The following is a 25,007-nucleotide window of genomic DNA, read 5'->3' as shown; positions in this document are numbered from 1 at the left end:
GCATTCGGAACCTGAGTCATGACCACCCAAACCATACGCGTCGACATCGTCAGTGCCGAAGCCGAGATCTATCACGGCGACGCCGTGATGGTGGTCGCCACCGGCGAGCTGGGCGAGCTGGGCATCACGCCCCGCCACGCCCCGCTGATCACCCGCCTCAAGCCTGGCCACGTCGACGTGGTGCTGGCCGGTGGTGAGCGTCAGCAGTTCTGGGTGTCCGGCGGCATCCTGGAAGTGCAGCCGCAGGTGATCACCGTGCTCGCCGACACCGCGGCCCGCGCATCCGATCTGGACGAGGCGTCCGCGCAGCGCGCCAAGAAGGAAGCCGAAGACGCCCTGGCCAGCCGCAGTGACGCGGTGGACATTGCCGAGGCCCAGGCCAAGCTGGTCGAAGCGATGACCCAGCTGCAGGCGCTGGAGCGCTTGCGCAAGAACCTCAAACATTAATTTGTGCGCTCGTCCCTGAGCGCAGAACCAGGGTCAAAATGCGGCCATCCGTGGTCGCTCTTTCAATAAGAGCGGTCGTTTCGTTGACGACTGGCAGTGATGAACAGACGCCGGCCTTGTGCCGGCGTTTTTGCGTGGGCAGGATGCCGATATGACTTATGAATTGAATGCGTGACGCGCATGATCGAGCAGCTGGCTTCATGGCGGTACACAGGTTGCATCGTGCTGCTGGTGCTGACTGGTTGTGCCAGCTCGCCGCGCATCACGCCATCGCCGCCGCGCGGCGATGGCTCGTGGGGAATGGTGCCGCCGGGTACGGCGCGCTATCACTTGGCATTGGGTGATGTTTCCACAGGTGCGACGCCGGTTCAGCGTGTGATGCCGGTCTATCCGGCCAGCCAGCTCGCCACCTGTCTACGGCGGCAAGAAGTGCAGGCACAGTTGAGCGTGGACAAGGCCGGCATGGTGAGCGACGTGCGGAGAATCGTGATAGACGCGGCTCCGCCGCGCTGGCAACAGTTCTTTGCCGCTGTTCGCGTGGCTGCACTGCAATGGCGGTTCACCCCGCTGCAGATCGAACACTGGGCCGCTGACGCCGATGGCAACACCCATGAGGTGGACAGCGACACCGAGCCATTCAGGCGAATCTATGTATTCCACTTCGAGTGCCACGCTGGCCAGCCTTCCGTCTCCGCTGAAGCGCTCGGAGCGGTGCGCCCGTAGCAGTGCGAGCCATCCACACTGCGCGAACATGCTGGTATCTAGAATGCGTTGACTTGCGCCGCGGATCGACCCCATGAAACCTCATCACCGTCGACACCTTGGCCGGCTGCTGATTGTCATCGCGCTGCTGCTGATCGCACGCGCACTGTTGCCCTACGTGGTGAGGCATTATCTCAATGCCCGCATGGATCGTATGGGCGAATATCACGGCCAGATCGCAGATATCGACCTGCATCTCTGGCGGGGTGCCTACACCATCAACGGGCTTCGCATCGTCAAGACGACCGGCAAACTGCCCGCGCCATTGCTCGACACCCGGCGTACCGATATCCAGCTCAGCTGGTTTGCACTGAGTCATGGAGTGTTTCGCGGCAAGGTGAGTTTCACCGACCCCACGATCAATTTTGTCAAAGGCCATGGCGACAGCGACAGCCAGACCGGCAAGGGCGTGGACTGGCGTGCCCAGCTCAAGTTGCTGGCGCCGATGCGTCTGGACGAGATCAACGTCAGCAACGGCACGGTGACTTTCCAGAGTTTCGTAACGAACCCGCGCGTCGATCTGAAGATGACCGACGTCAATGGCACCGTCACAAACCTCACCAACATCCAGCGGCGCCACGGCAATCGGGTGGCCACGCTGCATGTCACCGCAAAGATCCTCGGCGACGCGCCGTTCGAAACCCAGGCCAGCTTCGATCCGCTGAGTCACTTCGGCGATTTTTCCTATCAGCTGCATGCCTCGAACATCCAGCTGGTCAAGGCCAACGATCTTGCCCGTGCTTATGCCGGCCTGGATTTCGCCGGCGGCAGCGGCGACTTCACAATGGAACTGGAAGCCAGTAACGGGCAGTTGGACGGCTATGCCAAACCGATTTTCCACGACCTGAAAATCTTCAGCTGGAAACAGGATGTGGTGCAGGACAAGAAGGGGCCGATAAAACTGGCCTATGAAGCGCTGGCCCAGGGCGTGGTCTCGTTGTTCGAGAACCATGCGAACGATCAGTTTGCCACCCGCGTGCCGATCAGCGGACGCATCGACGACAAGCAGCTGGACACGTCCCAGGCGATCTTCGGCGTGCTGCGCAATGCCTTCATCAAGGCCTATACGCCGCAATTGAAGAAGCTGACGCCGACGACAGACGAAGCGAAGCATTGAGCCACGGTACGGACAGAGGCAGGATGTATCCTGCATCGTCACTATTTCCAGATGGCCAAGGGAGCGATATGGAAGCTGCAAACCTGCATGTGATCATCCTCGCCGCCGGTGCCGGTACGCGGATGAAGTCGAACCGGGCCAAGGTGCTGATGCCGCTGGCCGGTCGCCCCCTGCTCGCCCACGTGGTCGCCACGGCACGCGCCCTGCAGCCGGTGGCGATCCATGTCGTGTACGGTCATTGCGGCGAACAGGTGCAGGCTGCGTTTGCCGGGCAGCCCGATTTGCAGTGGGTGCTGCAGGCCGAGCGGCTGGGCACCGGCCATGCGGTGGAGCAGGCGCTCGCCGGTGTGCCGAGGGATGCGCGTGTGCTGGTCCTGTACGGTGACGTGCCGCTGACCCGGGTGGCGACGCTGCAGCAACTGGTGGAGGCGGAGGGCGGCTTCAGCCTGCTCACCACCCGGCTCGCCGATCCGCGCGGCTATGGCCGTGTGCTGTGTGACGGCAATGCCAAGGTGCGCGCAGTGGTCGAGGAGAAGGACGCTGACGTCGACCAGCGCGCGGTCAACCTGGTCAACACCGGCATGCTCGTTGCCGATGCGAAGGCATTGCGCGGCTGGATCAAGCGGCTCGATCGCAACAACGCCCAGGGCGAGTACTACCTCACCGATATCTTCCGCATGGCCGCCGAGGAAGCCCGCGCCGCGCTCAGTGTCGAATGTGCCGATCCGGTGGAGGCGGCCGGTGCCAACAACCCGCTGCAACTGGCCGAGCTGGAGGCGGCGTATCGCCACCGCGAGGCACACGCGCTGCTGGCCGGCGGTGTGCGGCTTGCCGATCCCCTGCGCATTGATGTGCGCGGCAGCGTCGATGCCGGCCATGATGTCGAGATCGACATCGACGTGATCCTCGAGGGCAGAGTGACGTTGGGCGACGATGTGCGCATCGGCGCATTCACCCGGCTGAAGGACGTGCAGCTGGCCGCCGGTACCGTGGTGCAGTCGCATTGCGATGTGGAGGGTGTGATCACCCATGGCCCGTGCACGATCGGCCCATTCGCACGACTGCGCCCCGGCACCGAGCTGGATGCCGGCGTGCATGTCGGCAATTTCGTGGAGGTCAAGAAAACGCACATCGGCGAGAACAGCAAGGCGAACCACCTCAGCTACCTCGGCGACAGCGAGATCGGCCGCGGCGTCAATGTCGGGGCCGGCACCATCACCTGCAACTACGATGGCGTGAACAAGTTCGTGACACGTATTGGCGATGGCGCCTTCATCGGTTCCAACAGCGCCCTGGTGGCGCCGGTGACCGTCGGCGCACAGGCCACCATTGGCGCCGGCTCGGTGATCACGCGCGATGCGCCAGAGGGTGAACTGACCGTGGCGCGTGGCAGGCAGCAGACCTTCCATGGCTGGAAGCGTCCGGTAAAAGCATCGACATGACGAGCGCCGGCCACCCAGGCTCTGATGGGTTTTGCATGCACCGTCGATGACGGACGCTTATCGAGTTGCTGGACTCGCGATACATCAACCCAGTGACAGGCTGGTGCGCGTCATCAACAATGCTTCGCATTCGTCGGCTCTCAGGCATAGCGCCAGCCATCGATCTCCACCAGCAGTTCGCTGCGGCAGATATCGCCATGCAGCAACAGTATCGGCACGCCGGGCAGACGTTGGCGGAAGAATTCGCGGACGCGCGCGGCATCAGTGCTGTGGCGCACGTAGGCTTTAAGCGGCGAATGGGTGTCGAATCCAGCCGTCATGTCGGCGCTGGCGAGCAACGCTTCCAGGTTGGTCAGCGTCTCATCGAGCTGTGCATCCAGGTCGTCGTGGTGCGCCGAGGCATGTCCGACCACGGCAGCCGTGCCGGAGATCGCCAGCGCATCCTGCGCCGGCAGCACCATGGCGCGGGCAAAGCTGGGCGGGGTGCGGCCGTACTGGCGTGGATAGCGCCAGGCGCTGACCTGACGCGGATTTTCCACCCGGATGCCACCCTGGTCGCAAGCCAGCAGGTAGACCTGCAGCCGGTGCACATCGCCGTGATGGCCGATCGCGGTGGCGGCGGGGAAGCCTTCGGCGAAGAAGTCGCCCATACCGGCGGCACGGCCGTCACAGAAGTGCTTGTAACGCTCGGCGTCGCCCTCGCCGTGATTGATCGCGCCGAGGTAGTTCCATACGCGCAGCACATGCTGAGCACCGCGTGCTCCCACGAAGCGGTGCAGCTGTTCGTAGGCCAGCTTCGCGGTGGCGGTAGGGCCGCCATGCTCACGCTCGTCCAGTTCGGTGGCTGCAAACAGCCAGCCACCGCCAGCCGACCAGCGCAGGGCGCCGTCGGTGCCGCAGCTCACCGGCGCATCGACCTGCCAGACCTCCAGCGACGGGGGCGCATCGAAGCATTCCAGTGCCACTTGCAGATAACGCGGATCGTCGCAGCCCGGGCCGCCGGCACCGAAACCGAACAGTGCCAATGTGCCGGATTCTTTCAGCGCATCTGCAGCGTCCGCAATCCGGTAGGAAATTCGCGGTGCACGGCGCTGCAGCGGCTCGATCTGTGGGTTTTCACATCCCTGAATCATTGGTTGCAACCGGGAACGACAGGGGCGCTATGTTACACTCCACAGCCACTGCCACCGGGGGGAGGCAATGAATCCAGAGTACGGAACCGGGCATGGCAGAGCAGACAGCAGCACAGCACGAATTGGCCACGTTGATCGTGGAATGTCTGAACCTCGAAGCCGTCACCCCGGAACAGATCGAGCCGGATGCGCCGCTGTTCGCTGGCGAGCTGGGGCTGGATTCGATCGATGCACTGGAAATCGCGCTGGCCGTGTCCAAGCGCTACGGCTTCCAGCTGCGTTCGGACAACCCGGACAACCGGCAGATCTTCACCAGCCTGCGTACGCTGTCCGCCCATGTCGAGCAGCACCGCGTCGGTTGACAGCGGTTCGTGAGCAACGCCGGCGTGCATGGTTCGTCACGCGGTATTCCCCTGTCAGTGGCAGGCTTGTGCCACCGATGCTGCCATCGCGGAATGCTGCATGACGTATTCATCTCCACCTGCTGAAAGCGCGACGCGGCGTTATGTGCTGCCGTTGCTGCTTGCCTATCCGTTGCTGGCGATCGCCGGCGCGGTGACGCATCGGCAGATTTTTCCGCTGGCGGCGCTGCTGCTGCTGCTGACGGCCGTGATGTTGCCGCGGCTGCAGAGCGGTCGTGTCGGGCCGTGGCTGGCCTGGCTGGGCATGCTGCTGGCGTTGTTGTTGCTGTCGCTGTACGGGTTTGCCGGCCTGCTGTTGGAAGCCGTGCCGGTGCTGATCAATGCGCTGCTGGCCTGCTGGTTCGGCAGCACGCTGGGTACCTCCGAACCGCTGGTGGCGCGTTTCATCGTCGCCATCGAAGGTGCTGATCGGCTGTCGCAACCTGGTGTGGTGCGTTATGCCCGCCAGGTCACCTGGTTCTGGACCGTGTTGCTGGCGACGCAGGCGGTGGTACTCGCGGTGTTGCTGTTGTGTGCCGAGCACAGCGGGCTGTTGGCGCGCTTCGGCATCGTCTCGCCGTTGCCGATATCCGATCGCTGGGCCGCGGCATGGCTGCATGCCGGTGGCTACGTATCGCTTGGTGTCGCATTCCTGCTGGAGTACGGCTACCGTCGCTGGCGCTTGCGCCACCTGAGTCATCCCGGCCTGCACGACATGCTGCTGCAGCTGGCCCTGCACTGGCCGCAGCTGGTGCGTGGCAACCGGATCGCTGCGCCATGAATGATGCTGGCTTCGAACAGGTAGTGTGCATCGATGGCGGGCATCCGGCGCTGCCGGGTCACTTCCCGGATCATCCGCTGGTGCCGGGAGTGATTCTGCTGGAACAGGTGGCGCTTGCCTTGCGCGCATGGCGCGGGCAGCGACTGAGCGAGGTAGTGGAAGCAAAATTCATGGCACCGTTGTTGCCCGATGAGGCCGCGCTGCTGCGCTTGACGGAAGCAGGCGCGGTGCGGTTCCGTTTCGAGATTCGGCGTGACGGCAGCCTGCTGGCACGTGGCCTGGTCGAGGGAGCGACATGAATACGAATGAACACTGGCAGAGCCGTCCGGAAGGTGGTGGACGTTTTGCGATCTGGCTGATCCGGACGATCGCGTTGTACGGCGGTCGTCGTGTGGCGCGGCTGTGCCTGTATCCCATCACGCTGTACTTCTACCTGCGCCGTGGGCCGGAGCGGCAGGCATCGAAGCAGTACTTGCAACGCGTGTTCGAGCAGCCGGTGATGCCGTGGCAGGTGCTCAGGCACATCCATTGTTTCGCCGCCACGATCATGGATCGGGTGTTCCTGCTGGCGCACGGCGAAAAGCCGTTCCAGATCGAGACCGAAGGGCTGGAACTGCTCGATCAGCGCATTGCCCAGGGTCGTGGCGTGCTGCTGTTCGGTTCGCACCAGGGCAGTTTCGAGGCGCTGCGGGCACTCGGCGCGCGCCGCCCGGAAATGCCCTTGCGTGTGGTGCTGGACAAGCAGAAGACGCCTGCGATGACCGAGTTGCTGGAGGCGCTGGCGCCGGAGGTCGGTGCCTGCGTGATCGATGCCGCCAAGGACGGCACCTCGATCGCACTGGCGATGGCCGAGGCCTGCCAGGGCGGTGCCGTGGTGGCAATGCTGGCCGACCGCGGCCGCGGCCACGAGGTTCTGCGGCATGTCGACTTCCTCGGCTCGCCAGCTCCGTTCCCGATCAGCCCGTGGCTGCTGGCGCATACGCTGAAGGTGCCGGTGGTGCTGTGCTTCGGTCTGTATCTGGGCGGCAACCGCTACCGGCTGATCTTCGAGCCGCTGGCCGACCAGGTGGAGATTCCGCGGCACAACCGCGGCCCGGCGCTGGATGCGCTCATCGGCGGTTATGCTCGGCGGCTGGAACATTACGTCCATGTCGCCCCCTACAACTGGTTCAATTTCTATGATTTCTGGCAGCAAGATCTGCGCGCTCCTGCTGGGCATGAGCCCACTGTCGTGGGCCAGCACGTCGGCGTCTGAGGCACCCCCTGCCGCATCCATGCCGGCCACGGCGTCCTCGTCCGCGCAAGTGCTGATCAGTGCCCTCGGCCAGCCGGCACCGGCGCGCACGGCGTTTGCCGAGGCGCGTTTCATGCAGGTGCTGGATCGACCGCTGGTGGTATCCGGCGAGCTGGCCTGGCTGGGCGGTGACCGACTGCAGCGACGCGTCGACCATCCGCAACAGGAAACCGCGACCATCGCCGACGGCGAGGTGACCCAGCAGCGCGCCGGCAAAAGCCCGCGCCGTTTCTCGCTGGCGCGTGCGCCGCAGCTGCAGGTGCTGCTGGACAGCTTTGTGGCGCTGCTCAGTGGCGATGCCGGGCGTCTGCAGCACGCGTTCGAGATGCGGCTCAGCGGTGATCCCGCGGGCACGTGGACGCTGAGCCTGGCGCCACGCGATGCGAAGGTGGCGAAGACCGTGGCCAGCATTGCAATCGATGGCGCCGGCAAGCAGTCGCGCTGCATGCGGATGCAGGAAGCCGATGGCGATCTCGCCATCGATCTGCTCGGGCCGCTGGCTGCGAAGATGCCGGCCCAGCCGACGCGCGAGGCGCTGCAGGCGCTGTGCCGGGGCACGCCCTGAGCATGCGTGCTGGCGCGCGCGCGACGCTGCTGATCGTCTGGTTGCTGGCGCTGGCCGGGCTCGGTTGGCTGGTTGCCCAGCGGCTGAAAGTCAGCACCGATCTGCGCAGTTTCATGCCATCACCCACCACGCCGGATCAGCGCCTGCTGATGGAGCAGGTCGGCGATGGGCCCGGGTCGCGGTTGCTGCTGCTGTCCATTAGCCGCTCCTGCGCATCCTGCGCTCGCGGCACTGAGCAATCCATGGCTGGCGCCGACGCGCAGCTGGCGGCGCTGAGCCAGGGTCTGGCCAGTGCATTGCACGCCGACAAGCGCTACAGCCAGGTACTCAACGGCAGCTTCGACCTCGGTGCGCTGGACGCGAGCCTGCTGCCGTATCGCTACCTGCTGTCGCCGACGCTGGATACGCAGCCACTGGATGAGGCCTATCTGGCCGATCAGCTGCAGCAGCGACTGGATGATCTGTCCTCGCCGGCAGCAAGTCTGCTGAAGGGCCTGCTGCCACGCGACCCCACGCTGGAAGTACTGAAGCTGGCCGAACGCTGGACGCCGGCCAAGTCGCCGCAAGTGCGCGAGGGCGTGTGGTTTTCGCCACAGGACGAAGCCTTGCTGCTGGTGCAGACCACGGCCGCAGGCTTCGATCCGGATGCGCAGCAACAGGCGATCGACGGCATCCAGCGCGCGTTCCATGCGTTGCCGGGGAGTGCCGCTGCACAACTCGAATTCAGCGGGCCGGGCTATTTCAGCGTAGTGGTTGGTGCGCAGACCCGACAGCAGGCGGACTGGATCGGCCGCATTTCCAGCGTGGGTTTCATTGCGCTGCTGCTGCTGGCGTACCGCAGCTTCAGTTCGCTGCTGCTGTCGGCATTGCCGATCGCCAGCGCGGCCCTGACCGGCATCGCGGCACTGACGCTGGCGTTTCCTGAAGTGCATGGGATCACCCTGGCGTTCGGTTTCACCTTGCTCGGTGTGGCACAGGAGTACCCGATCCGCGTGCTCAGCCATCGCCGTGCCGGCGAGGATGCAGTACAGAGCGTGCGTGCCTTGTGGCCATTGCTGCTCACCGCGATCGCCTCGGCCTGCATCGCCTATCTGGCGTTCTATGCGTCCGGCGTGAACGGTCTGAAGCAGCTCGCCGTGTTCACCATCGTCGGCCTGCTGGTGGCCGGCTTCAGCACACGCTACCTGCTGTCGCGATTGCTGCCGGTACGCGTGCGCGATGTGGCGCAGATGCGCTGGCTGGCAAGGGCACGTGACTTCGTCGACCGGCTGCCACGGCCGCGCTGGATTCCGGTGCTTATGGCGCTGGTGATCGTGCTGATGCTGGCATTCGCGCCCGGCCCGTTCTGGCAGAACAATCTCGCCGCGCTGACCCCGCTGCCGCAGGACATGCTGCAACGTGACGGCCGCCTGCGCGAGGCGCTCGGTGCACCGGATGTGCGCTACCTGCTGGTGTTGCAGGCGCCGACCGAGCAGGGCGTACTGGCGCTGTCGGAAAAACTGCAACCGCAGGTCGATGCGCTGGTGGCGAAACACGCCGTCGATGCGCTGGAACTGCCGTCGCGCTATCTGCCGACCGTCGCATTGCAGCGGCAGCGCCAGCAGGCGCTGCCGGACCGCGCCACGCTGCAACATGCGTTGAATGAAGCCGTGCAAGGACTGCCGTTCCGCCCCGACCTGTTCCAGCCTTTCCTGGATGATGTCGAAACCGCGCGGCAGTTGCCGCCGCTGACGCCCGAGCATTACGCGCAGACCCCGCTGGGCCAGCGCGTCGCGGCGATGCTGGTGCATCGCGATGGGCACTGGCTCGGGCTGGGTACGGTCAGTGGCGTGCACGATGTGGCCGCACTGCAGGCGCTCGGCGAAAGCACGAACGGTGCGGTGCGCCTGCTGGATCTGAAGGCAGCCTCGGAGTCGTTGGTGGCGGCATATAGGACACGTATCCTGCAAGCCTTGCTGGTGGCCACCATCCTGCTGGTGCTGACGATCGCCGTGGCGTTGCGCAGCCTGCGTCGCGCCTGGCACGTGCTGGCGCCAATGACCCTGGCGACCTTCCTGGTGCTGGCGGTGGAGCGCATGGCCGGCATCGAGGTCTCGCTGTTCCACCTGGTTGCGCTGATCCTTGCCGGTGGCCTCGGTCTGCATTACGCGCTGTTCTTCGAGCGCGATACGGGCGACGCGGCCGAGCAGCGGCGCACCCTGCATGCCACCCTCGTCTGCGTGCTGTCGGCGTTGCTGGTGTTCGGCATGCTGGCCTGGGCGACGATTCCCGTGCTGCGCGCGATCGGCCTCACCGTGAGCCTCGGCGTCGCCTTCCATTTCTGCCTGTCGATCCTGATGGCACCGCATGCTTCCGAAGACTGACTGGGCATCGCTGATCCCGCACACCGGCAGCATGTGTCTGCTGGATGCCGTGCTGGCATGGGACGAGCGCACGATTCATGCAATCAGTGCCGGTCATGCGCAGACGGATCATCCTTTGCGCAGCCTGCAGGGCTTGCATGCCGTGCATCTGGCCGAATACGGTGCGCAGGCGATGGCCGTGCATGGTGCCTTGCTGGCGCGCGGGGCAGGCGTCGAAACGGCGCGGCCGGGCCGGTTGGTCAGTCTGCGCGACGTGCAGTTGTTCGAGGAATATGTCGATCGGCTGGAGGGTCATCTGGACGTCCATGCCGAATGTCTTTATGCCGATGATGGCGGTGCGCAGTATGCGTTCCGCGTCGAACATCGCGGTCGCCTGCTGGCCAGCGGGCGTGCCGCGGTCATCCATCCCCAGTCCTGAGCCGCGAGGTCGCGCCATGTCTGCCACTCCTGTTTCGCGCCGCGCCCTGGTCACCGGCGGCAGTGGCGAATTGGGCGGAGCCATCTGCCACGCACTGGCCGCAGACGGTTATCACGTCATCGTGCATGCCAACCAGAGTCTGCATCGCGCGGAGGCCGTGGTCGTGGCGATCCTCGCGGCAGGCGGCAGCGCGCAGGCAACAGCGTTCGATGTCACCGATGCCGAGGTGGCGCGCGCAGCGCTGGATGGGTTGTTGTCCGAAGGTCCGATCCATGCGGTGATCAACAATGCCGGTGTGCACGACGACGCGCCGATGGCCGGGATGAGCGGCGAGCAATGGCATCGGGTGATCGACGTCTCGCTGCATGGCTTCTTCAACGTCACCCAGCCGCTGCTGCTGCCGATGGCGCGTGCGCGCTTCGGCCGCATCGTCTCGGTGAGTTCGGTGGCAGCGCAGCTCGGCAACCGCGGACAGACCAACTATGCCGCGGCGAAGGCTGCCTTGCATGGTGCCAGCAAGTCGCTGGCGCGCGAGATGGCTTCGCGCGGGATCACCGTGAACGTGGTCGCGCCGGGCGTGATCGAGGGGCGCATGATTGGCGAGGATTTCCCGCCCGAGCGCATCCGCGAGATCGTGCCCGCGCAACGTGCCGGCAAACCGGAGGAGGTCGCCGCCCTGGTGGCCTTCCTGTGCAGCGATGCAGCGGGATACATCAATGGTCAGGTGATCGGTGTCAACGGCGGCATGGGCTGACGGCACCTCCCGGTAGCGGAGAAGTCAGCCGGCAGGATGATTATCGACAATGATCGGCGCGCCGCGCGAATGGTGATGGCTGGCGATGATATGGCCGTAGTGAAAAACCCGGCCAATGGTGTAGAGGGTGATGCGGGTGACGTCGCCCACCGGATTAAAGTGGCTGAGCCGGAATTCGCCGTTGTAGCGTGAGGCGATCGGCACCGAGACCACGCCAAGTTTTTTCTCGCGTGAAGCGGCGATCAGGATCGCGGCCTCGAACACGAAGTTCTCTGCCGGCAGGTCAACCAGGTCCAGGGCCGCACGTGGATACCAGCGCTGGCCGCTCTGGGTGTCGGCGATCGGTTGCGCACAGGCCCACGAAATACCCCAGTCGGCGACGGCGTTGGCGCGGCGGCGTCCCTTGGGTTGTTGCTCGCGCTCAAGCAGGCGCGAGCCGATCACGATATGTTGCGGATATTTCGCCGCTGCCGCCACGATGCGCGGAATGTCGCTGGCCTGATGCTGGCCATCACCATCCATCGTCAATACTGCGTCGTAGCCCTGGCTGATCGCCTCGCGAAAGCCGTGGCGCAAGGCCTCGCCCTTGCCGTGTCGTTTGGTGTGGCGCAGCAGGGTGACCGGTAGGGTGGCGACGATTTCCGGTGTACGGTCATCGGAACCGTCGTCGATCACGATCACCGGCACACCAAGCGCAAGCACCGATTCGACGACCGACTGGATCGCGGCCTCCTCGTTGAGGCAGGGAATCAGCACGCACCAACGCCCAACCGTGGTGTTCAAGCAACGCTCTCCATGTCGATCTGCAGTCCCAGTGTAGCGGCGACATCCAGCTGGCAGCGGCCGCGCCCTTCGGCCAATAGTGCCAGCAATGGCAAGGCCGTGGCCGAGGCATTCGCTTCGCGCCAGTGCGCCAGTGGTTCGGCCAGCGGCGAGATGACCCGGCTCGTGGTCAGCGACAGCTGCAGCGACGTCATCGTCGTCGCACTGGACTCCGGTGCCAGCACCAGCGCACAACCGAACGACTGGGTGCAGCCGGTGATTTCCAGCAGTGGTCCGCCGCCAGCGGTATCGCTGCATACCAGCAGCACCGGGCGTTGCTCCGCCAGCACCTGACCGACCGCTTCGAGCAGTCCGGCGCCGAAGCTGGCGCGCTGCGCGGCCACCGCGGTGGAGGGAGCATGGCAGCTAGTGACGATCGTCCAGTAGCCGACCGCGGCGTTGTGCACCGAGTTGTGGAAACGGATCGGCGACAGCTCGGCTGGCGCCTGCGCGAGCGTCGCGCACATGTAATCGGTAATCGGCTGGTCACCGTGCGAGGAGGCGAATACGCAGGCCAGTTCGCTCGCGCTATGTCCGCTCATCGCTACCGCCTGGCCAGCGACTTCGATCGCCAGCAACACACTCTCCGGTGCGCGACGGCGTTCGTTTGGCGGCAGCGTGGCCGCGGCCGGGCGGGCCGGCGGCGGGTCGGGGATGTTACCGGCCAGCTGTGACCGGAGCGCAGCGAAGTCAGCCAGCTGCGGCGACCACAGGCCGACACCTTCGATGTAGACACGCAGTGCGCTCATGCGACAAATCCTGCGCGCGCTAACGCGAGGCAGGCATTGTTGCCGCCGAAGCCGAACGAATTGCTGAGCGCCACATCGACGCGCTGTTGCTCATTGCGCCAGGCGAATTGCACGCCGCAGAGCGGATCAGGTGTGCTGCTGCCGAGATTGCCAGGAATCAGACCGTGTTCGATCGCCTGCAGTGCGATCGTCGCCTCGACGATGGCAGCTGCACCCAGCGTGTGACCGGTGAAGCCCTTGGTGGAACTGGCCCGGGTGTGGGCCGGGAAGGCACGATTGACCAGCGCCGCTTCCACTTCGTCGTTCTTCTGGCTGGCCGTGCCATGCAGGTTGATGTAGTCGACCTGGCCTGCGTCGAGTCCGGCGCGCATCAGTGCATCGCGTAGCGCCAGCTCGGCGCCCAGTCCGTCGGGATGCGGAGTGGACATGTGGTGTGCGTCGCTCGCTTCGCCGTAGCCGAGCAACTGCGCTGCATCGGGCGCGACATCAATCCGTTCCAGCAGCGCGAAGCCAGCCGCTTCGCCGATCGAGATACCGTCGCGCGCCGCATCGAATGGCCGGCATGGTGCAGTCGACACCAGCTCCAGCGAATTGAAGCCGAACAGCACGCTGTCGCACAGGGTGTCCACGCCGCCAACGACGGCAGCATCGACGAGGCCGAGGCGGATCAGGCGTTCCGCACTCGCGAAGACCTTGGCGCTGGATGAGCAGGCGGTGGAGATCGTCAAGCACGGGCCCTCCAGGTCCAGTGCAGCGGCGACGAAGGCGCTCAGCGAATGCGGTGTGTGAATCCCCGGTCGCAGCATGTCGTCGGCGAAACCACCGTCTGCGTCGAGCCGGCGATAGGCTTCCTCAGTGGCGCCGATACTGGCAGTGGAGGTGCCCAGCAGCAATGCGATGCGATCTGCACCGTAACGCTCACGCGCCGCCAGCACGCGGGCAAGGAAGCCGTCCTGGCTCAGGCCGAGCCATGCCAACCGGTTGTTGCGACAATCCCATGCGGCATGGGCAACGGGCAGGACGGTGTCCTCCACACCAGCGACGCGCCCGATCCAGCACGCCAGCGGTGCGCTGCTGAAATCGTTGGGGCGCAGGCCGCTGCGCATGTGCTGGAGCGCGTCGAGCTGGGCGGCGAGACCGTGGCCCATGGCCGAGGTGCTCGTATAGGAGGTGATCGCAAGGGGAGTCATCAAAACCGGCATCACGAAAGCCTAGCGGTCACCACGTAGCTTGCCTAGCCTGCAACCGGGTCACCGCACAGGCGGGCGTTCAGCGTGACCGCGGTCGCATGAAGCTGCCGCGAACACCTGTCGGGCCGTTAAGCTGATGCACTTCTCTGCACGAGTGCCATTCACCGCCATGCCTGCCACACGAAGCCCCTGGCGCTATCTGCGTGATCACGACATCCAGCATGCGGGCGTGGTGACCATGTTGGCGGTGCTGCTGAGTGGTGGCCTGGTCTGGCTGGGCTACCTGATCCATGTTTGCCGGGTGGCCGCAGGCAGTCCGCTGACACCGCCGCAGCGGATGATCGCCCTGGTGTTCGGTCGCCGGCTCGAGAATGACGTGCCGGAGCATGATTACCAGCGGCGCCTGCAGCGTGTGCTGACGCTGTCCAGGCAGGGGCAGACCAACCATATCCTGCTGCTCGGTGGTTGCAGCAGTGGTCAGTGCAGCGAGGCCGCGGCCGGTCATGCCTGGCTGCAGCAGCATGGCTTGTCCGCCGATGTGCGGGTGGAGCTGGAGCAGGATTCGGTCGATTCGCTGGAGAACCTGCGCCAGGCGCGCCGGCTGCTGCAGGCGCACACGGATGGCGCTGGGTTGCCGCCGGTGGCACTGATTACCAGTCGCTACCACTTGGCGCGCTGCCTGCTGCTGGCGCGGCGGCTGGGTTTCGATGCCCTGCCGATCGCGGCCGAACCGGTCATGCCGTGGTATGGACGCTACCTGCGCCTGCTCCTCCTCGAGTCGGGCTTTCTGATGTGGACTGACCTTGGCTTGCGTTGGGCACAGTTGATCGGTCTTCACCGCATGCGCGACCGGATCAGCTGACTCTGCGCGACGTCTCGCCGCAGCCACTGCGCCCGAGGCCTTGCTAAGCTCGCCGCAGCCGTCGAACCCGGGGAATGATGTGAGCCAGCAAGCCGACCGTGCCGAAACCTTCCTGCGTGAGTTGCAGGATCGCATCTGTGCCGCGATCGAGCAGGTCGATGGTGGCGCGCGATTCGTCGAGGACGCGTGGACGCGTGCAGCGGGCGGTGGCGGACGTACGCGCGTGTTGCGCGATGGCGCGGTGTTCGAACAGGCCGGGGTCAACTTCTCGCGGGTCAGCGGCAACCAGTTGCCGCCCAGCGCGACCGCGCACCGGCCGGAGCTGGTCGGCGGCAGCTTCATCGCCACCGGTGTGTCGCTGGTGCTGCATCCGCGTAACCCACACATCCCGACCACGCACGCCAATGTGCGTTACTTCGAAGCCAGCAAGGAAGGTGTGGAGTCGGTCTGGTGGTTCGGCGGCGGCTTTGACCTTACCCCGTTCTATCCAGTGGACGAGGACGTACTGCACTGGCACACGGTAGCGCGCGACCTGTGCGCGCCGTACGGCGCGGACGTGTACCCGCGCTACAAAAAGTGGTGCGACGAGTACTTCTACCTGAAGCACCGCGAGGAGACGCGCGGCGTCGGCGGCCTGTTCTACGACGATCTGAACGAGGGCGGTTTCGAGCACTGTTTCGCGTTCACCCGCGCCGTCGGTGAAGGTTTTCTCGACGCCTATCTGCCGATCGTCGCGCGCCGCAAGGGCACGTCGTATGGCGAACGCGAACGCGAGTTCCAGCTGTACCGGCGCGGCCGCTACGTGGAGTTCAACCTGGTCTACGACCGCGGCACGCTGTTCGGCCTGCAGTCCGGTGGCCGCACCGAATCGATCCTGATGAGCCTGCCGCCGCGGGTGCGTTTCGAATACGCCTACACCCCCGAACCGGGTTCGGCGGAAGCGGAGCTGGCCGAATACCTGAAACCACGCGACTGGCTGTAAGCCACGAATCATGTGCAGGAGCGGCTTCAGCCGCGATGCTCTTCGGTGTTGCAGTCGAATGCATCGTGGCTGAAGCCGCTCGTACAGGTTGTTTTATGGCGTCGCGCCGCTGAACTTCACCGCTGTGGCGCCTTTCACCGGGCCGATCTGCGCGCTGTCGCTGACCTTCAGCACCACATCGCGGCGAAACTCCAGCGTGCCCTGCACGACGGCGTGCGGGCCGATCACCACCAGCGGCGTGCGGCTGTTCCAGTTGAACCAGCCACTCGGCTTGTCGACCAGGATGCCGCCCTCGACGTGCGAGTTCGCGCCAACCGTGATGTCGCCGCCGACCGTGCCGAGGCCACCGGCGACATGCGCGTTGTCCAGCACGATGGCGCCATTGACGTTGCTCAGCTTGCCGCCGACATCCGCGCCAGGGGCCAGATGCAGGCTGCCGTTGACGGCGCTGACCTCGCCGCTGACATGGCTGCCGCTGCCCAGGGTGATCGCGCCGTTGACCGTGCCCAGCTCGCCGGCCTGCGCCTTGTCGCCCAGATCGACCGAACCGTTCACGGTGCTGGCCTTGTGCACGCTTGCGCCATCGGCAATATGTACCGCCCCGTTGACCGTGCTGACGTTGCCGGCCTGTTGCCCGGCGGTGATCTGCACCGAACCGTTGACCTTGTCGACATCGTTGTCCTGCGCGGCGGCCAGCAGCGGCAGGCACAGCGCGAATGCGGTCGTGATGAGAACCGTCGAAAGACGACGCATGGCTTGTCTCCGTGTTATTGAGTGGTGCAGCTAGGATGCTTCGGCGCTCCCATCGGTTTAGCATGACCTGTGGCAGGGGCGGCATTTGACGATGCGGGGGCCGGCCTGCACCATTCGCGGTTTACCGCATCCTGATGAGCGCAGCCATGCACAAGCTCGTACTGATCCGCCACGGCCAATCGCAGTGGAACCTCGACAACCGTTTCAGCGGCTGGGCCGATGTCGACCTCACCGAGCAGGGCATGGCCGAGGCGCAGGAGGCTGGCCGGCTGCTGCAGGCCGAGGGTTATACGTTCGACGTGGCGCATACCTCGGTGCTCAAGCGTGCCGTGCGCACGCTGTGGGGCGTGCAGGACGCGATGGGGCTGATGTGGCTGCCCGTTCATACCGATTGGCGCCTCAACGAGCGCCACTACGGTGCGCTGACCGGCCTCAACAAGGCCGAGACGGCGGCGAAGTACGGCGAGGAGCAGGTCAAGGTCTGGCGCCGCAGCTATGACATTCCGCCGCCGCCGCTCGAGCGCACCGCCAACGAGTCGGTGCACGACCCGCGCTATGCCACGCTCGATCCGAAAGAGATTCCCGACACCGAGTGCCTTAAGGACACCGTGGCCCGCGTGCTGCCGTACTGGCACGAGGAGCTGGCGCCGGCGATCAAGGCCGGCCAGCGCGTATTGGTGGCGGCACACGGCAACTCGTTGCGCGCGCTGGTGAAATACCTCGACGGCATGTCCGACGAGGCCATCGTCGAGCTGAACATCCCCAACGGCGTGCCGCTGGTGTACGAGTTCGACGAACATCTCAAGCCGTTGCGTCACTATTACCTCGGCGACACCGCGGCGATCGCGGCGAAGATGGCAGCGGTGGCAAACCAGGGCAAGGCCAAGTAGGCCGGCACGATGCCCAGCACGAGCTCGCCGAAAGCAATCGCTGCTGCACTCACCGACTACTGGTCGCCACGGGTCGTCGGCGAGGTCGATGACAGCTACATCAAGGTCGCCAAGGTTTTCGGTGAGCTGTGCTGGCACAGCCACGACGACGAGGACGAGTTGTTCCTGATCCTCGAAGGGCATCTGCGCATCGAGCTGGAACATGCCGCACCCGTCGAGCTGGACGAAGGCGAGATGTTCGTGGTGCCCAAGGGCACACGGCACAATCCGGTGGCCGAGCAGGAATGCCTGCTGATGCTGATCGAGCGCAAGTCGACCCTGCATACCGGCGACGTCGTGACCGAACGGACGCGCTCGCTGGCGGAACAGCTGGGTAACGGCTGACACGCTGCAGAATGCCTCGACGACAGGTGACAAACGTCAGTCGCCTGTCGCGGGCCGCTCGACTAAGCTGGACGCAGTCCATCCTGCGGCGATACCCATGCCAGCCCATCTGACCAACTACCTTATCATGCTGCCGCTGCTCGCCTGGATCGTGTGGCGGCGCGTCAGCCGCCAGTTCGGTCGCCAGCCGATCCAGCGCAAGCGGATGATCGCGCGCATCGCGATTTTTGCTGTGGTGGGTTGCCTGCTGAGCCTTGCCGGCTTGCACAGCATCCAGCTGCTCGAGGGGTTGCTCGTGGGGGTGCTGATCGGCGCGTTGATCGGCATGGTCGGGCTCAGGCTCACCCGCTTCGAAGTCGATCCGGTCAAGGGCGACTGCTATGTGCCGAATTCGTGGATCGGTGCGTTGCTTACCGTGTTGCTGCTAGGCAGGCTGCTATGGAAGGTCATGCAGATGCAGCAGGTGTCCGCTGCCGCCGCTGGCTATCCGGCGAACTATACCTATAGCCCGCTGACCATGCTGGTGATCGGCCTGCTGGTTGGCTACTACATCGTCTATTTCAGCGGCCTGCTGATCCATCACCGCCGTTTCCAGCAGTCGCATCCGGGTGTAACCGCGCTGTAAGCGTCGCGGTTACGGTCTGGCGAACATCGCCGAGAATTCTCGCGCAAAGCGATGCACGTCGCCCGGCCAGCGCGCGGAGAGATAGTTGCCGTCGCGCACGACGAACGCCGGTGACGCATCGGCGGCGCTGTCACGTGCCAGGCCATTCGTCTTGCGGCGGTAATCCGGGGCGTCGCGTGGCACGTCGAGAAAGTCGGCCGGATCGGCCAGCGCACGTATCACTTCCTGTTGCACCGACATGTAGCCGACCGGTTGGCCGGGTGCTTCGGCATAGGTGCGGTAATAAAGCGGATCCCAGAAGCGGCTGATCCGCGCCGTCGCCCAGGCTTTCTTTTCCAGTGCCCAGGTCAGCGCGGTGGTGCGGCGGCCATGCAGCACCGACTTGCCTTCCGCCGAGCGGCTGCGCGCCGCCAGCAGCACGCCATGGCAGATCGCAGCGACCGGCTTGTCCGCGGCGAAGAATGCAGCGACCAGCTTCTGCAGCAGCGGGCTCTCCAGGTATTCGCGCATGCCGCGCTCGCGATGTCCGCCCGGCAGCAGCAAGCCGTCAAACGCCGATGCATCCAGTGCATCCCAGCGCAGCGGTGCACGGAATGCGCCATCCTGCAGCATTGCCGCATAAGCCTTTCGCGCATCCGCGTTCGCGCGTAGCAGCAGGCCGACCACGCGCAACCGGTTCAGCCCCGGCACCCAGCCCCACGGATCGAGGCCGACGCCGCTGAGCATCAGCTCGTCGGCGCTGGCGGCTCGCCCGTCGGGCGTGGCAAAGATCACCTCATGCCCGTCGGCGTGCAGCGTGTGCCAGCTCACCGCGACTTCGGACGGGTCGAAATCGCGATGTGGCAGCGGGATCAGGATGCAGGCCATGCGCATGGTTCGCTACTCACGAAGTTGGTGCGTTGAGGTAATCCAGGCTGGCTTGCAGCATCGACTCCATGCCGATCTTAAGTGCGCCCTCATCGAGATAGAACTTCGGTGAATGGTTGGCCGGTGCCTTCGAGGCATCCTGGCCCAGTGGCGTGGAACCGACGAAGAAATACACGCTCGGCACAGCCTCGGCGAAATAGGCGAAGTCCTCCGAGGCCATCCACGGTTTCGCTTCGATCACGTGCTCGCTGCCGAGCACGTTGCCGATGCTGCTGCGCACGCGCGCGGCGAGCGCGGGATCGTTGACCAGGATCGGGTTGCTGTCGCCCACCGGAATCTGCTCTTCCACGGTGGCACCGTTGGCGGCGGCGATGTGCTCGGCGATGCTCTTGAGATTGTCGATCGCCTGCTGGCGCATATCGGCATCGAACGTGCGCAAGGTGCCCTGCAGTTCCACCTGGTCCGGCACGATGTTGTAGCGCGAGCCGCCCTCGATGATGCCGAAGCTGAGCACCGCCGGCAGGTTGCCGATATCCAGCTTGCGGCTGACGATGGTCTGCGCCGCGCTGATGATCTCGGCCGAAGTGACAATCGGATCGACCCCGTTCCACGGCATCGCACCGTGCGTCTGCCGCCCGTGCACCACCATGCGGAACCAGTCCGAGCCGGCCATCGTCGGCCCCGGTCGCACCGCCACCGTGCCCACGTTGAGCGAGCTGACCACGTGCATGCCGAACATCGCGTCCGGCTTGAAGCCGCGGAACAGGCCTTCCTTCAGCATCAGCGAAGCGCCGCCTTCCTCGCCGGCCGGCGCACCTTCTTCGGCCGGCTGGAACACGAACAGCACCGAGCCGTGCAGCTGCTTCTTCATGCCGCTCAGCGCTTGCGCCATGCCCAGCAGCATCGCGGTGTGCGCGTCGTGGCCACAGGCATGCATCACGCCGGTCGGCTTGCCGCGGTATTCGCCCATGGCCTTCGAGGCGAATGGCAGATCCACCTCCTCGGTCACCGGCAGCGCGTCCATGTCGGCGCGGATCGCCAGCCGCGGGCCGGGCAGATCACCCTTCAGCAATCCCACCACGCCGGTATGCGCGATGCCGGTATGCACTTCCAGCCCCAGTTTCTTCAGCTCGGTGGTGACGAGTGCCGAGGTGCGCACCTCGCGGTTGCTCAGCTCGGGATGCTGGTGGATGTCGCGTCGCCACGCGGTGACCTGTGGAAGCTCCTGCTGCGCCAGTGCCTGCACACTAGGGGTGTCGGTGGCATGCAAGGGAACGATGGCGGCGGCGAGCGCCATGAGAAACAAGGTACGGCGCATGGGTATCTCCTCCGAGGGACGACCGATGCTAGCGCGTTACCACGACGCGGTGCCGAATTTTTGGCGTTGGTTCGCCGAAAAATGTGTTGACCACCCACATAATGAGGGTGGATTCGTTGGTGTTTTAGATCGCTTTCGGCGACCAGAAGTAGACGTTCAGTGCTTTGTTGAAGCATCGACACCAGAAGGTGACATGACTTGACCGTGTGGCCCAATTTCCTGAAGAAGCTTGCCAGACGGCGAGTAATAAAATAGGAGGGCTCGCATCTCGACAATTACTGGATTGCCACGGTCGTCCTCATAGTCTGGACCTGCGCCAACGGTCCACCTGCCAGAACTAAAAGACGCTATGAAATCGCAGCGAACTGTATGAAGGTCATCCAATGTGTGTGCAGGATTTTGGCAATAGCTTGCAGATGCCTGCTTTGCAAGTTCGATGATTTGTTCTTTCGTCAACTTGACGTCGGAGGCTGCCGCGCTTGTCGTAAGCAACAAAAAAGCTAAAAAGACTTTACCAATCATGGAATGCGCTGAATGTTTAGAGGCGCTTTCAGATTCTGACACTGAATATGCTCGTTTTTGGCGGCGACCGAAGGCCGCACTTGCCACGCTACTGGGAAAAGTCCTTCGGCACGTTGGCATCGATCCAGTGGGTGATGAATTCCTCGAGCGCAACACGTTGCGGAATCTCGATGCCGGCTTCCCGGACAAACGCCGCGGCGACCTTGATGAACGATTGCTTCGACTGGCTGGAGGCTTGCCGGGCAGACGCCTGCTTCTGCCGGAGCTGGACGGTGTGCGCCGAGGGCTGTCCGGGCTTGGCGAACTTCTGGTAGCGACGCAGTTCGTCGGCTGCGAGTTCCCTGTCGAATGCTGCCTGCAGTGTTGCCTGCCTGGCCTTCAGCAGCTCGATCAGGCAACCGGCGCTCTTGGTCAGAGTCACGGTCTCATCCGAAGCGAAAAGAATGTGGGCAAGTGATGGGGATAGTGCAGCATTCGCAGCCAAGGGAGAGGACTTCTCGAGTAGCTCCAGATGATTCAAGAAGGCGGCTTGGGGAAAGGGCATCTTCGTTGCCATGGGAGAACCGATTGTGAGGAGCATGGACGATACGCCTTTGCACACTGCGTCACGCAGCCAACGGCCTGGTATCTCACGATGTGTACACAATGCAGAACTGCATGAGCTGAGGCGTATCGCAGCAACTTATGCCCGATGCAAGTTGCGTTTTTCCGGGTTGCGATATACCAGTACCGTCGCGATCAATCCACACAGTGCCGCGAACGACAGCCACAGCCCCGGCGCGGCGTTGTTGCCGGTGAGATGGATCAGCCATTGCGAGATCGCCAGGCTCGAACCACCCAGGGTGGTAGCGAGGCTGTAGGCGAGCGAGAAGCCGGCGGTGCGTACCTCGACCGGCATGATTTCGGTGAGTGCCACCACCAGCGCGCCGTTGTAGCTGGCATAGATGAAGGACAGCCACAGCTCCACGCCGAGCAGCCGATCGAAGCCGGGCTCGGCCACCAGCCAGTGCAGCACCGGATACGCGGTAAGCAGGGCGAGTACGGTGCAGGCGAGCAGCAGTGGCCAGCGACCGATGCGGTCGGACAGCGCGCCCATCAGCGGCAACCAGATCAGGTTTGAGATGCCGATGCATAGCGTCACCACAAACACGTCCGACTCCGACAGCTTCAGTACTTCCTTGCCGAAGGTCGGCGTGTACGCGGTGATCAGGTAGAACGACACCGTGGTCATCAGCACCATCGCCATGCCGAGCAGCACGATGCGCCAGTGGGTGAGCATCGAGCGGTAGATTTCGCTGGCGTCGAGGCGGTGCTTGCGGGCGAGGAAGGCCTCGGTTTCCTGCAGCGAACGGCGGATCAGGAACACGAACGGCACGATCAGGCAGCCGATCAGGAACGGCACGCGCCAGCCCCAGTCGCTCATCGCCTGCGGCGACAGCCAGCGTTGCAGCAACAGGCCGAGCAACGCGGCGAACATCACCGCGACCTGCTGGCTGGCCGATTGCCAGGAACAGTAAAAGCCTCGGTGTCCCGGTGTGGCGATCTCGGACAGGTAGACCGACACGCCACCCAACTCGACGCCGGCGGAGAACCCCTGCAGCAGGCGTCCGGCCAGCACCAGCAGCGGCGCCAGTGCACCGATGGTGGCGTAGCCTGGTACCGCTGCGACCATCAAGGTGCCGACAGCCATCATTGCGAGGGTGAGGATCAGTCCCTTGCGGCGGCCGTGATGGTCGATGTACGCGCCGAGCACGATCGCGCCGATCGGCCGCATCACGAAGCCGGCGGCGAAAGTCAGCAGGGTCAGCAGCAGCGACGCATACGCGTTGTGACTCGGGAAATACGTGCGCGCGATGGCCGAGGCGTAATAGCCATAGACCATGAAGTCGTACATCTCGAGGAAATTGCCGCCAACGACGCGGAAGATCGCCAGGATGTTCTGACGCCTAGTGTTCTCCACCCTTCGGCCCCCAGAACACGACCCATGTGGCGAAGTCGTCAGAGAAATTTTCAAACCGATGCTCGGAGCCGGCTTCCACAAACAGCACGTCGCCAGCTTTGAACGGAATGCGTTCTCCGCATTTTAGAAAATCACCGACGCCGCTGATGACAATGTAGAGTTCGTCCTGCTGATGCGGCGACTGCGTATCCGTACCTCGCGGCGCATAGAGTCCGATCTTCATCGAACCGTGCCTCAGGCCATAATGGAAACGGAATTCATCCGGGCTACCCGGAAGCTTCCCTAGGGCCTCTTCAAGCCCGAACATCCAGTCGTTAGCTGACACGGCGTGTCGACCTGGCGTTGGTAACACGGAATACAGCCTCGACGTTGTCGTGGCGCGAACCGGTCAGTGTGGCGTGCATGGCAGAATCCCGCGGAGGCAGGACATCAAGGCTAGTCCGCGCGATGTTCCAGCGCCAGGTAGTCCTTGCTCTGCATCTCGATCAGCCGCGACTCGGTGCGACCGAATTCGGCGCGCAGGCGTTCACCGTCGTACAGCTCGGTGATCGGTGCGGCGGCGGACAGCACCAGCTTGACGTGGCGATCGTAGAACTCGTCGACCAGCTGTACGAAGCGCTTGGCGGCGTCCTCGCTGTAGATGGTGAACTGCGGCACGTTGGCGATGATGATCGCCGGACCTGCCTTGGCCAGCGCAATGTAGTCGGCGACCGCGCGCGGACCTTCGCACAGCGCGTCGAAATCGAACCAGAGGATGTTGTCGGCGCATTTGCGGAACGGGATGGCGCGGCCGTTGATCTGCAGCGAGCCGTCCTGCTGGATGGGGCCACTGGCCTGACTGCTGAAGATGCGCTCCAGTGCGCGATGCACTTCGGCGCCAGGTGGCGTCAAGTACACCGGCGCCTGCGCCAGTGCGCGCAGGCGCCAGTCGTGCGACGAGGCCATCTCGACCACGTGGCAGCGCTGTTCGATCAGGGCAATCGCGGGCAGGAAACGGGCGCGTTGCAGACCGTCCTTGTAGAGATTGGCCGGTGCGGTGTTGGATGTGGTGACCAGGGTCACGCCGCGCGCGAACAGCGCGTCGAGCAGGTTGGCCAGGATCATCGCATCGCCGATATCGTTGACCAGGAATTCGTCGAGGCACAGCACGCGGCAGCGCTCGGCGAGGCCGGCGGCCACCTCGACCAGCGGGTTCTGGCGCTCGCCGAGCGCGCGCAGGCTGTCGTGCACTTCGCCCATGAAGCGGTGGTAGTGCCGGCGCAGCGCGACGCCGTGCGGCAGGCTGGCCACGAACAGGTCCATCAGGAAGGTCTTGCCGCGGCCGACCGTGCCCCACAGGTACAGGCCGGGCACCGCTTCGATTTGGTCGTTGCCGAGCAGGGATTTCAGCCGTCCAAACAGACCGTTGTGTGTTTCAGGCGGTACGCATAGCGCTGCGTGCATGCGGTCGAACTCGGGCAGCAATGCGAGCTGGGTGGGATCGGATTCCCAGCGGTGCGCGGCGACGCCTTCCTGGTAGCGCACACTCGGCGCGAGCGGTGAAGTTTCACTCATGGAACGGCGTCTTGGGTGAGATGGATGGGGAGCGTCAGGCGCGATCGGCGAC

At 64.5% G+C, this 25,007-nt stretch carries 29 protein-coding genes; 17 read left to right on the top strand and 12 right to left on the bottom strand.

Annotated elements, in window-relative coordinates; translation table 11 throughout:
* Positions 1-18: 18 nt before the first annotated feature.
* From B0E50_RS05795 to glmU, 4 genes are all read left to right on the top strand, one after another.
* Positions 19-447, top strand: a complete 429-nt coding sequence (locus B0E50_RS05795; protein ID WP_077440237.1) for a F0F1 ATP synthase subunit epsilon — start codon at positions 19-21, stop codon at positions 445-447.
* A gap of 180 nt (positions 448-627) precedes the next feature.
* Positions 628-1,170 (top strand): hypothetical protein, encoded by a 543-nt coding sequence (locus B0E50_RS05790; protein WP_077440236.1) that lies wholly within the window; start codon positions 628-630, stop codon positions 1,168-1,170.
* A gap of 73 nt (positions 1,171-1,243) precedes the next feature.
* Positions 1,244-2,326, top strand: a complete 1,083-nt coding sequence (locus tag B0E50_RS05785) for a DUF748 domain-containing protein (protein WP_077440235.1) — start codon at positions 1,244-1,246, stop codon at positions 2,324-2,326.
* 68 nt (positions 2,327-2,394) lie between these two features.
* Positions 2,395-3,768: a bifunctional UDP-N-acetylglucosamine diphosphorylase/glucosamine-1-phosphate N-acetyltransferase GlmU gene (gene glmU, locus B0E50_RS05780; protein WP_077440234.1), complete on the top strand. Its 1,374-nt coding sequence runs from the start codon at positions 2,395-2,397 to the stop codon at positions 3,766-3,768.
* Positions 3,769-3,908: 140 nt separating this feature from the next.
* On the opposite strand, the gene B0E50_RS05775 is transcribed toward glmU, so the two are convergent.
* Complete coding sequence (locus B0E50_RS05775) at positions 3,909-4,901, bottom strand: pteridine-dependent deoxygenase (protein ID WP_077440233.1); 993 nt, start codon at positions 4,899-4,901, stop codon at positions 3,909-3,911.
* 92 nt (positions 4,902-4,993) lie between these two features.
* Here B0E50_RS05775 and B0E50_RS05770 point away from each other — a divergent pair, with 92 nt between their 5' ends.
* From B0E50_RS05770 to fabG, 8 genes are all read left to right on the top strand, one after another.
* A complete protein-coding gene (locus tag B0E50_RS05770) occupies positions 4,994-5,263 on the top strand; it encodes a phosphopantetheine-binding protein (protein WP_077440232.1) in 270 nt (89 codons plus the stop codon).
* Positions 5,264-5,363: 100 nt separating this feature from the next.
* Positions 5,364-6,083, top strand: coding sequence for a xanthomonadin biosynthesis protein (locus B0E50_RS05765; protein WP_077440231.1), 720 nt, complete (start codon positions 5,364-5,366; stop codon positions 6,081-6,083).
* Positions 6,080-6,382 (top strand): hydroxymyristoyl-ACP dehydratase, encoded by a 303-nt coding sequence (locus B0E50_RS05760; RefSeq protein WP_077440230.1) that lies wholly within the window; start codon positions 6,080-6,082, stop codon positions 6,380-6,382. The genes B0E50_RS05765 and B0E50_RS05760 overlap by 4 nt, the downstream gene beginning before the upstream one ends.
* The gene (locus B0E50_RS05755; protein ID WP_077440229.1) at positions 6,379-7,338 is read left to right on the top strand and encodes an acyltransferase; all 960 of its coding nucleotides are present in this window, start codon (positions 6,379-6,381) and stop codon (positions 7,336-7,338) included. The genes B0E50_RS05760 and B0E50_RS05755 overlap by 4 nt, the downstream gene beginning before the upstream one ends.
* Positions 7,301-7,942, top strand: coding sequence for a LolA-related protein (locus tag B0E50_RS05750; protein WP_254427189.1), 642 nt, complete (start codon positions 7,301-7,303; stop codon positions 7,940-7,942). Before B0E50_RS05755 ends, B0E50_RS05750 begins: the two co-directional genes overlap by 38 nt.
* Before the next feature lie 2 nt (positions 7,943-7,944).
* Positions 7,945-10,305 (top strand): MMPL family transporter, encoded by a 2,361-nt coding sequence (locus tag B0E50_RS05745; RefSeq protein WP_174575025.1) that lies wholly within the window; start codon positions 7,945-7,947, stop codon positions 10,303-10,305.
* Positions 10,289-10,723, top strand: coding sequence for a phosphotransferase (locus B0E50_RS05740; protein ID WP_077440226.1), 435 nt, complete (start codon positions 10,289-10,291; stop codon positions 10,721-10,723). The genes B0E50_RS05745 and B0E50_RS05740 overlap by 17 nt, the downstream gene beginning before the upstream one ends.
* 16 nt (positions 10,724-10,739) lie before the next feature.
* Entirely contained in the window at positions 10,740-11,477 is a 738-nt protein-coding gene (gene fabG / locus B0E50_RS05735; protein ID WP_077440225.1) for a 3-oxoacyl-ACP reductase FabG, read from the top strand.
* 24 nt (positions 11,478-11,501) lie between these two features.
* Here the strand turns inward: fabG and B0E50_RS05730 are convergent, their stop codons facing one another.
* The 3 genes from B0E50_RS05730 to B0E50_RS05720 are packed head-to-tail and all read right to left on the bottom strand — an operon-like array spanning position 11,502 to position 14,238.
* Positions 11,502-12,260, bottom strand: a complete 759-nt coding sequence (locus B0E50_RS05730) for a glycosyltransferase family 2 protein (protein WP_077440224.1) — start codon at positions 12,258-12,260, stop codon at positions 11,502-11,504.
* Entirely contained in the window at positions 12,257-13,048 is a 792-nt protein-coding gene (locus B0E50_RS05725; protein ID WP_077440223.1) for a beta-ketoacyl synthase chain length factor, read from the bottom strand. The genes B0E50_RS05730 and B0E50_RS05725 overlap by 4 nt, the downstream gene beginning before the upstream one ends.
* Complete coding sequence (locus tag B0E50_RS05720) at positions 13,045-14,238, bottom strand: beta-ketoacyl-[acyl-carrier-protein] synthase family protein (RefSeq protein ID WP_077440222.1); 1,194 nt, start codon at positions 14,236-14,238, stop codon at positions 13,045-13,047. The genes B0E50_RS05725 and B0E50_RS05720 overlap by 4 nt, the downstream gene beginning before the upstream one ends.
* Positions 14,239-14,407: 169 nt before the next feature.
* On the opposite strand from B0E50_RS05720, the gene B0E50_RS05715 reads away from it, so the two are divergent.
* Complete coding sequence (locus tag B0E50_RS05715; protein ID WP_139350764.1) at positions 14,408-15,100, top strand: YdcF family protein; 693 nt, start codon at positions 14,408-14,410, stop codon at positions 15,098-15,100.
* A gap of 79 nt (positions 15,101-15,179) precedes the next feature.
* On the top strand, positions 15,180-16,082 hold the full coding sequence (hemF, locus tag B0E50_RS05710) for an oxygen-dependent coproporphyrinogen oxidase (RefSeq protein ID WP_077440220.1): 903 nt from the start codon (positions 15,180-15,182) through the stop codon (positions 16,080-16,082).
* A gap of 93 nt (positions 16,083-16,175) precedes the next feature.
* Here hemF and B0E50_RS05705 read toward each other — a convergent pair whose 3' ends face one another.
* Complete coding sequence (locus B0E50_RS05705; protein WP_077440219.1) at positions 16,176-16,835, bottom strand: hypothetical protein; 660 nt, start codon at positions 16,833-16,835, stop codon at positions 16,176-16,178.
* 146 nt (positions 16,836-16,981) lie between these two features.
* Between B0E50_RS05705 and gpmA the strand changes: the two genes are divergently transcribed.
* The 3 genes from gpmA to B0E50_RS05690 all read left to right on the top strand — a co-directional run bounded on the left by gpmA (position 16,982) and on the right by B0E50_RS05690 (position 18,734).
* A complete protein-coding gene (gene gpmA, locus B0E50_RS05700) occupies positions 16,982-17,725 on the top strand; it encodes a 2,3-diphosphoglycerate-dependent phosphoglycerate mutase (protein WP_077440293.1) in 744 nt (247 codons plus the stop codon).
* A 9-nt stretch (positions 17,726-17,734) separates the two neighbouring features.
* Positions 17,735-18,109, top strand: coding sequence for a cupin domain-containing protein (locus B0E50_RS05695; RefSeq protein WP_077440218.1), 375 nt, complete (start codon positions 17,735-17,737; stop codon positions 18,107-18,109).
* A 97-nt stretch (positions 18,110-18,206) separates the two neighbouring features.
* Positions 18,207-18,734, top strand: coding sequence for a CcdC protein domain-containing protein (locus tag B0E50_RS05690; RefSeq protein ID WP_077440217.1), 528 nt, complete (start codon positions 18,207-18,209; stop codon positions 18,732-18,734).
* A 9-nt stretch (positions 18,735-18,743) separates the two neighbouring features.
* On the opposite strand, the gene B0E50_RS05685 is transcribed toward B0E50_RS05690, so the two are convergent.
* From B0E50_RS05685 to zapE, 7 genes are all read right to left on the bottom strand, one after another.
* Entirely contained in the window at positions 18,744-19,601 is an 858-nt protein-coding gene (locus B0E50_RS05685) for a type 1 glutamine amidotransferase domain-containing protein (protein ID WP_077440216.1), read from the bottom strand.
* 16 nt (positions 19,602-19,617) lie between these two features.
* Entirely contained in the window at positions 19,618-20,919 is a 1,302-nt protein-coding gene (locus B0E50_RS05680) for an amidohydrolase (RefSeq protein ID WP_077440215.1), read from the bottom strand.
* Positions 20,920-21,075: 156 nt separating this feature from the next.
* On the bottom strand, positions 21,076-21,441 hold the full coding sequence (locus tag B0E50_RS17910; protein WP_168170817.1) for a hypothetical protein: 366 nt from the start codon (positions 21,439-21,441) through the stop codon (positions 21,076-21,078).
* Between the two features lie 88 nt (positions 21,442-21,529).
* Positions 21,530-21,997 (bottom strand): hypothetical protein, encoded by a 468-nt coding sequence (locus B0E50_RS05675; RefSeq protein WP_077440214.1) that lies wholly within the window; start codon positions 21,995-21,997, stop codon positions 21,530-21,532.
* Between the two features lie 126 nt (positions 21,998-22,123).
* Positions 22,124-23,401, bottom strand: coding sequence for an MFS transporter (locus tag B0E50_RS05670; protein ID WP_077440213.1), 1,278 nt, complete (start codon positions 23,399-23,401; stop codon positions 22,124-22,126).
* On the bottom strand, positions 23,388-23,726 hold the full coding sequence (locus B0E50_RS05665; RefSeq protein WP_139350762.1) for a cupin domain-containing protein: 339 nt from the start codon (positions 23,724-23,726) through the stop codon (positions 23,388-23,390). Before B0E50_RS05665 ends, B0E50_RS05670 begins: the two co-directional genes overlap by 14 nt.
* Positions 23,727-23,836: 110 nt before the next feature.
* The gene (zapE, locus tag B0E50_RS05660; protein WP_077440211.1) at positions 23,837-24,955 is read right to left on the bottom strand and encodes a cell division protein ZapE; all 1,119 of its coding nucleotides are present in this window, start codon (positions 24,953-24,955) and stop codon (positions 23,837-23,839) included.
* Positions 24,956-25,007: the final 52 nt, after the last annotated feature.

Origin of the sequence: Rhodanobacter sp. C01 (assembly GCF_002001045.1) — a bacterium.
GTDB lineage: Bacteria > Pseudomonadota > Gammaproteobacteria > Xanthomonadales > Rhodanobacteraceae > Rhodanobacter.
Note: the sequence above shows the minus strand (reverse complement) of the source record. Positions and strands in the feature narration are given on the sequence as shown.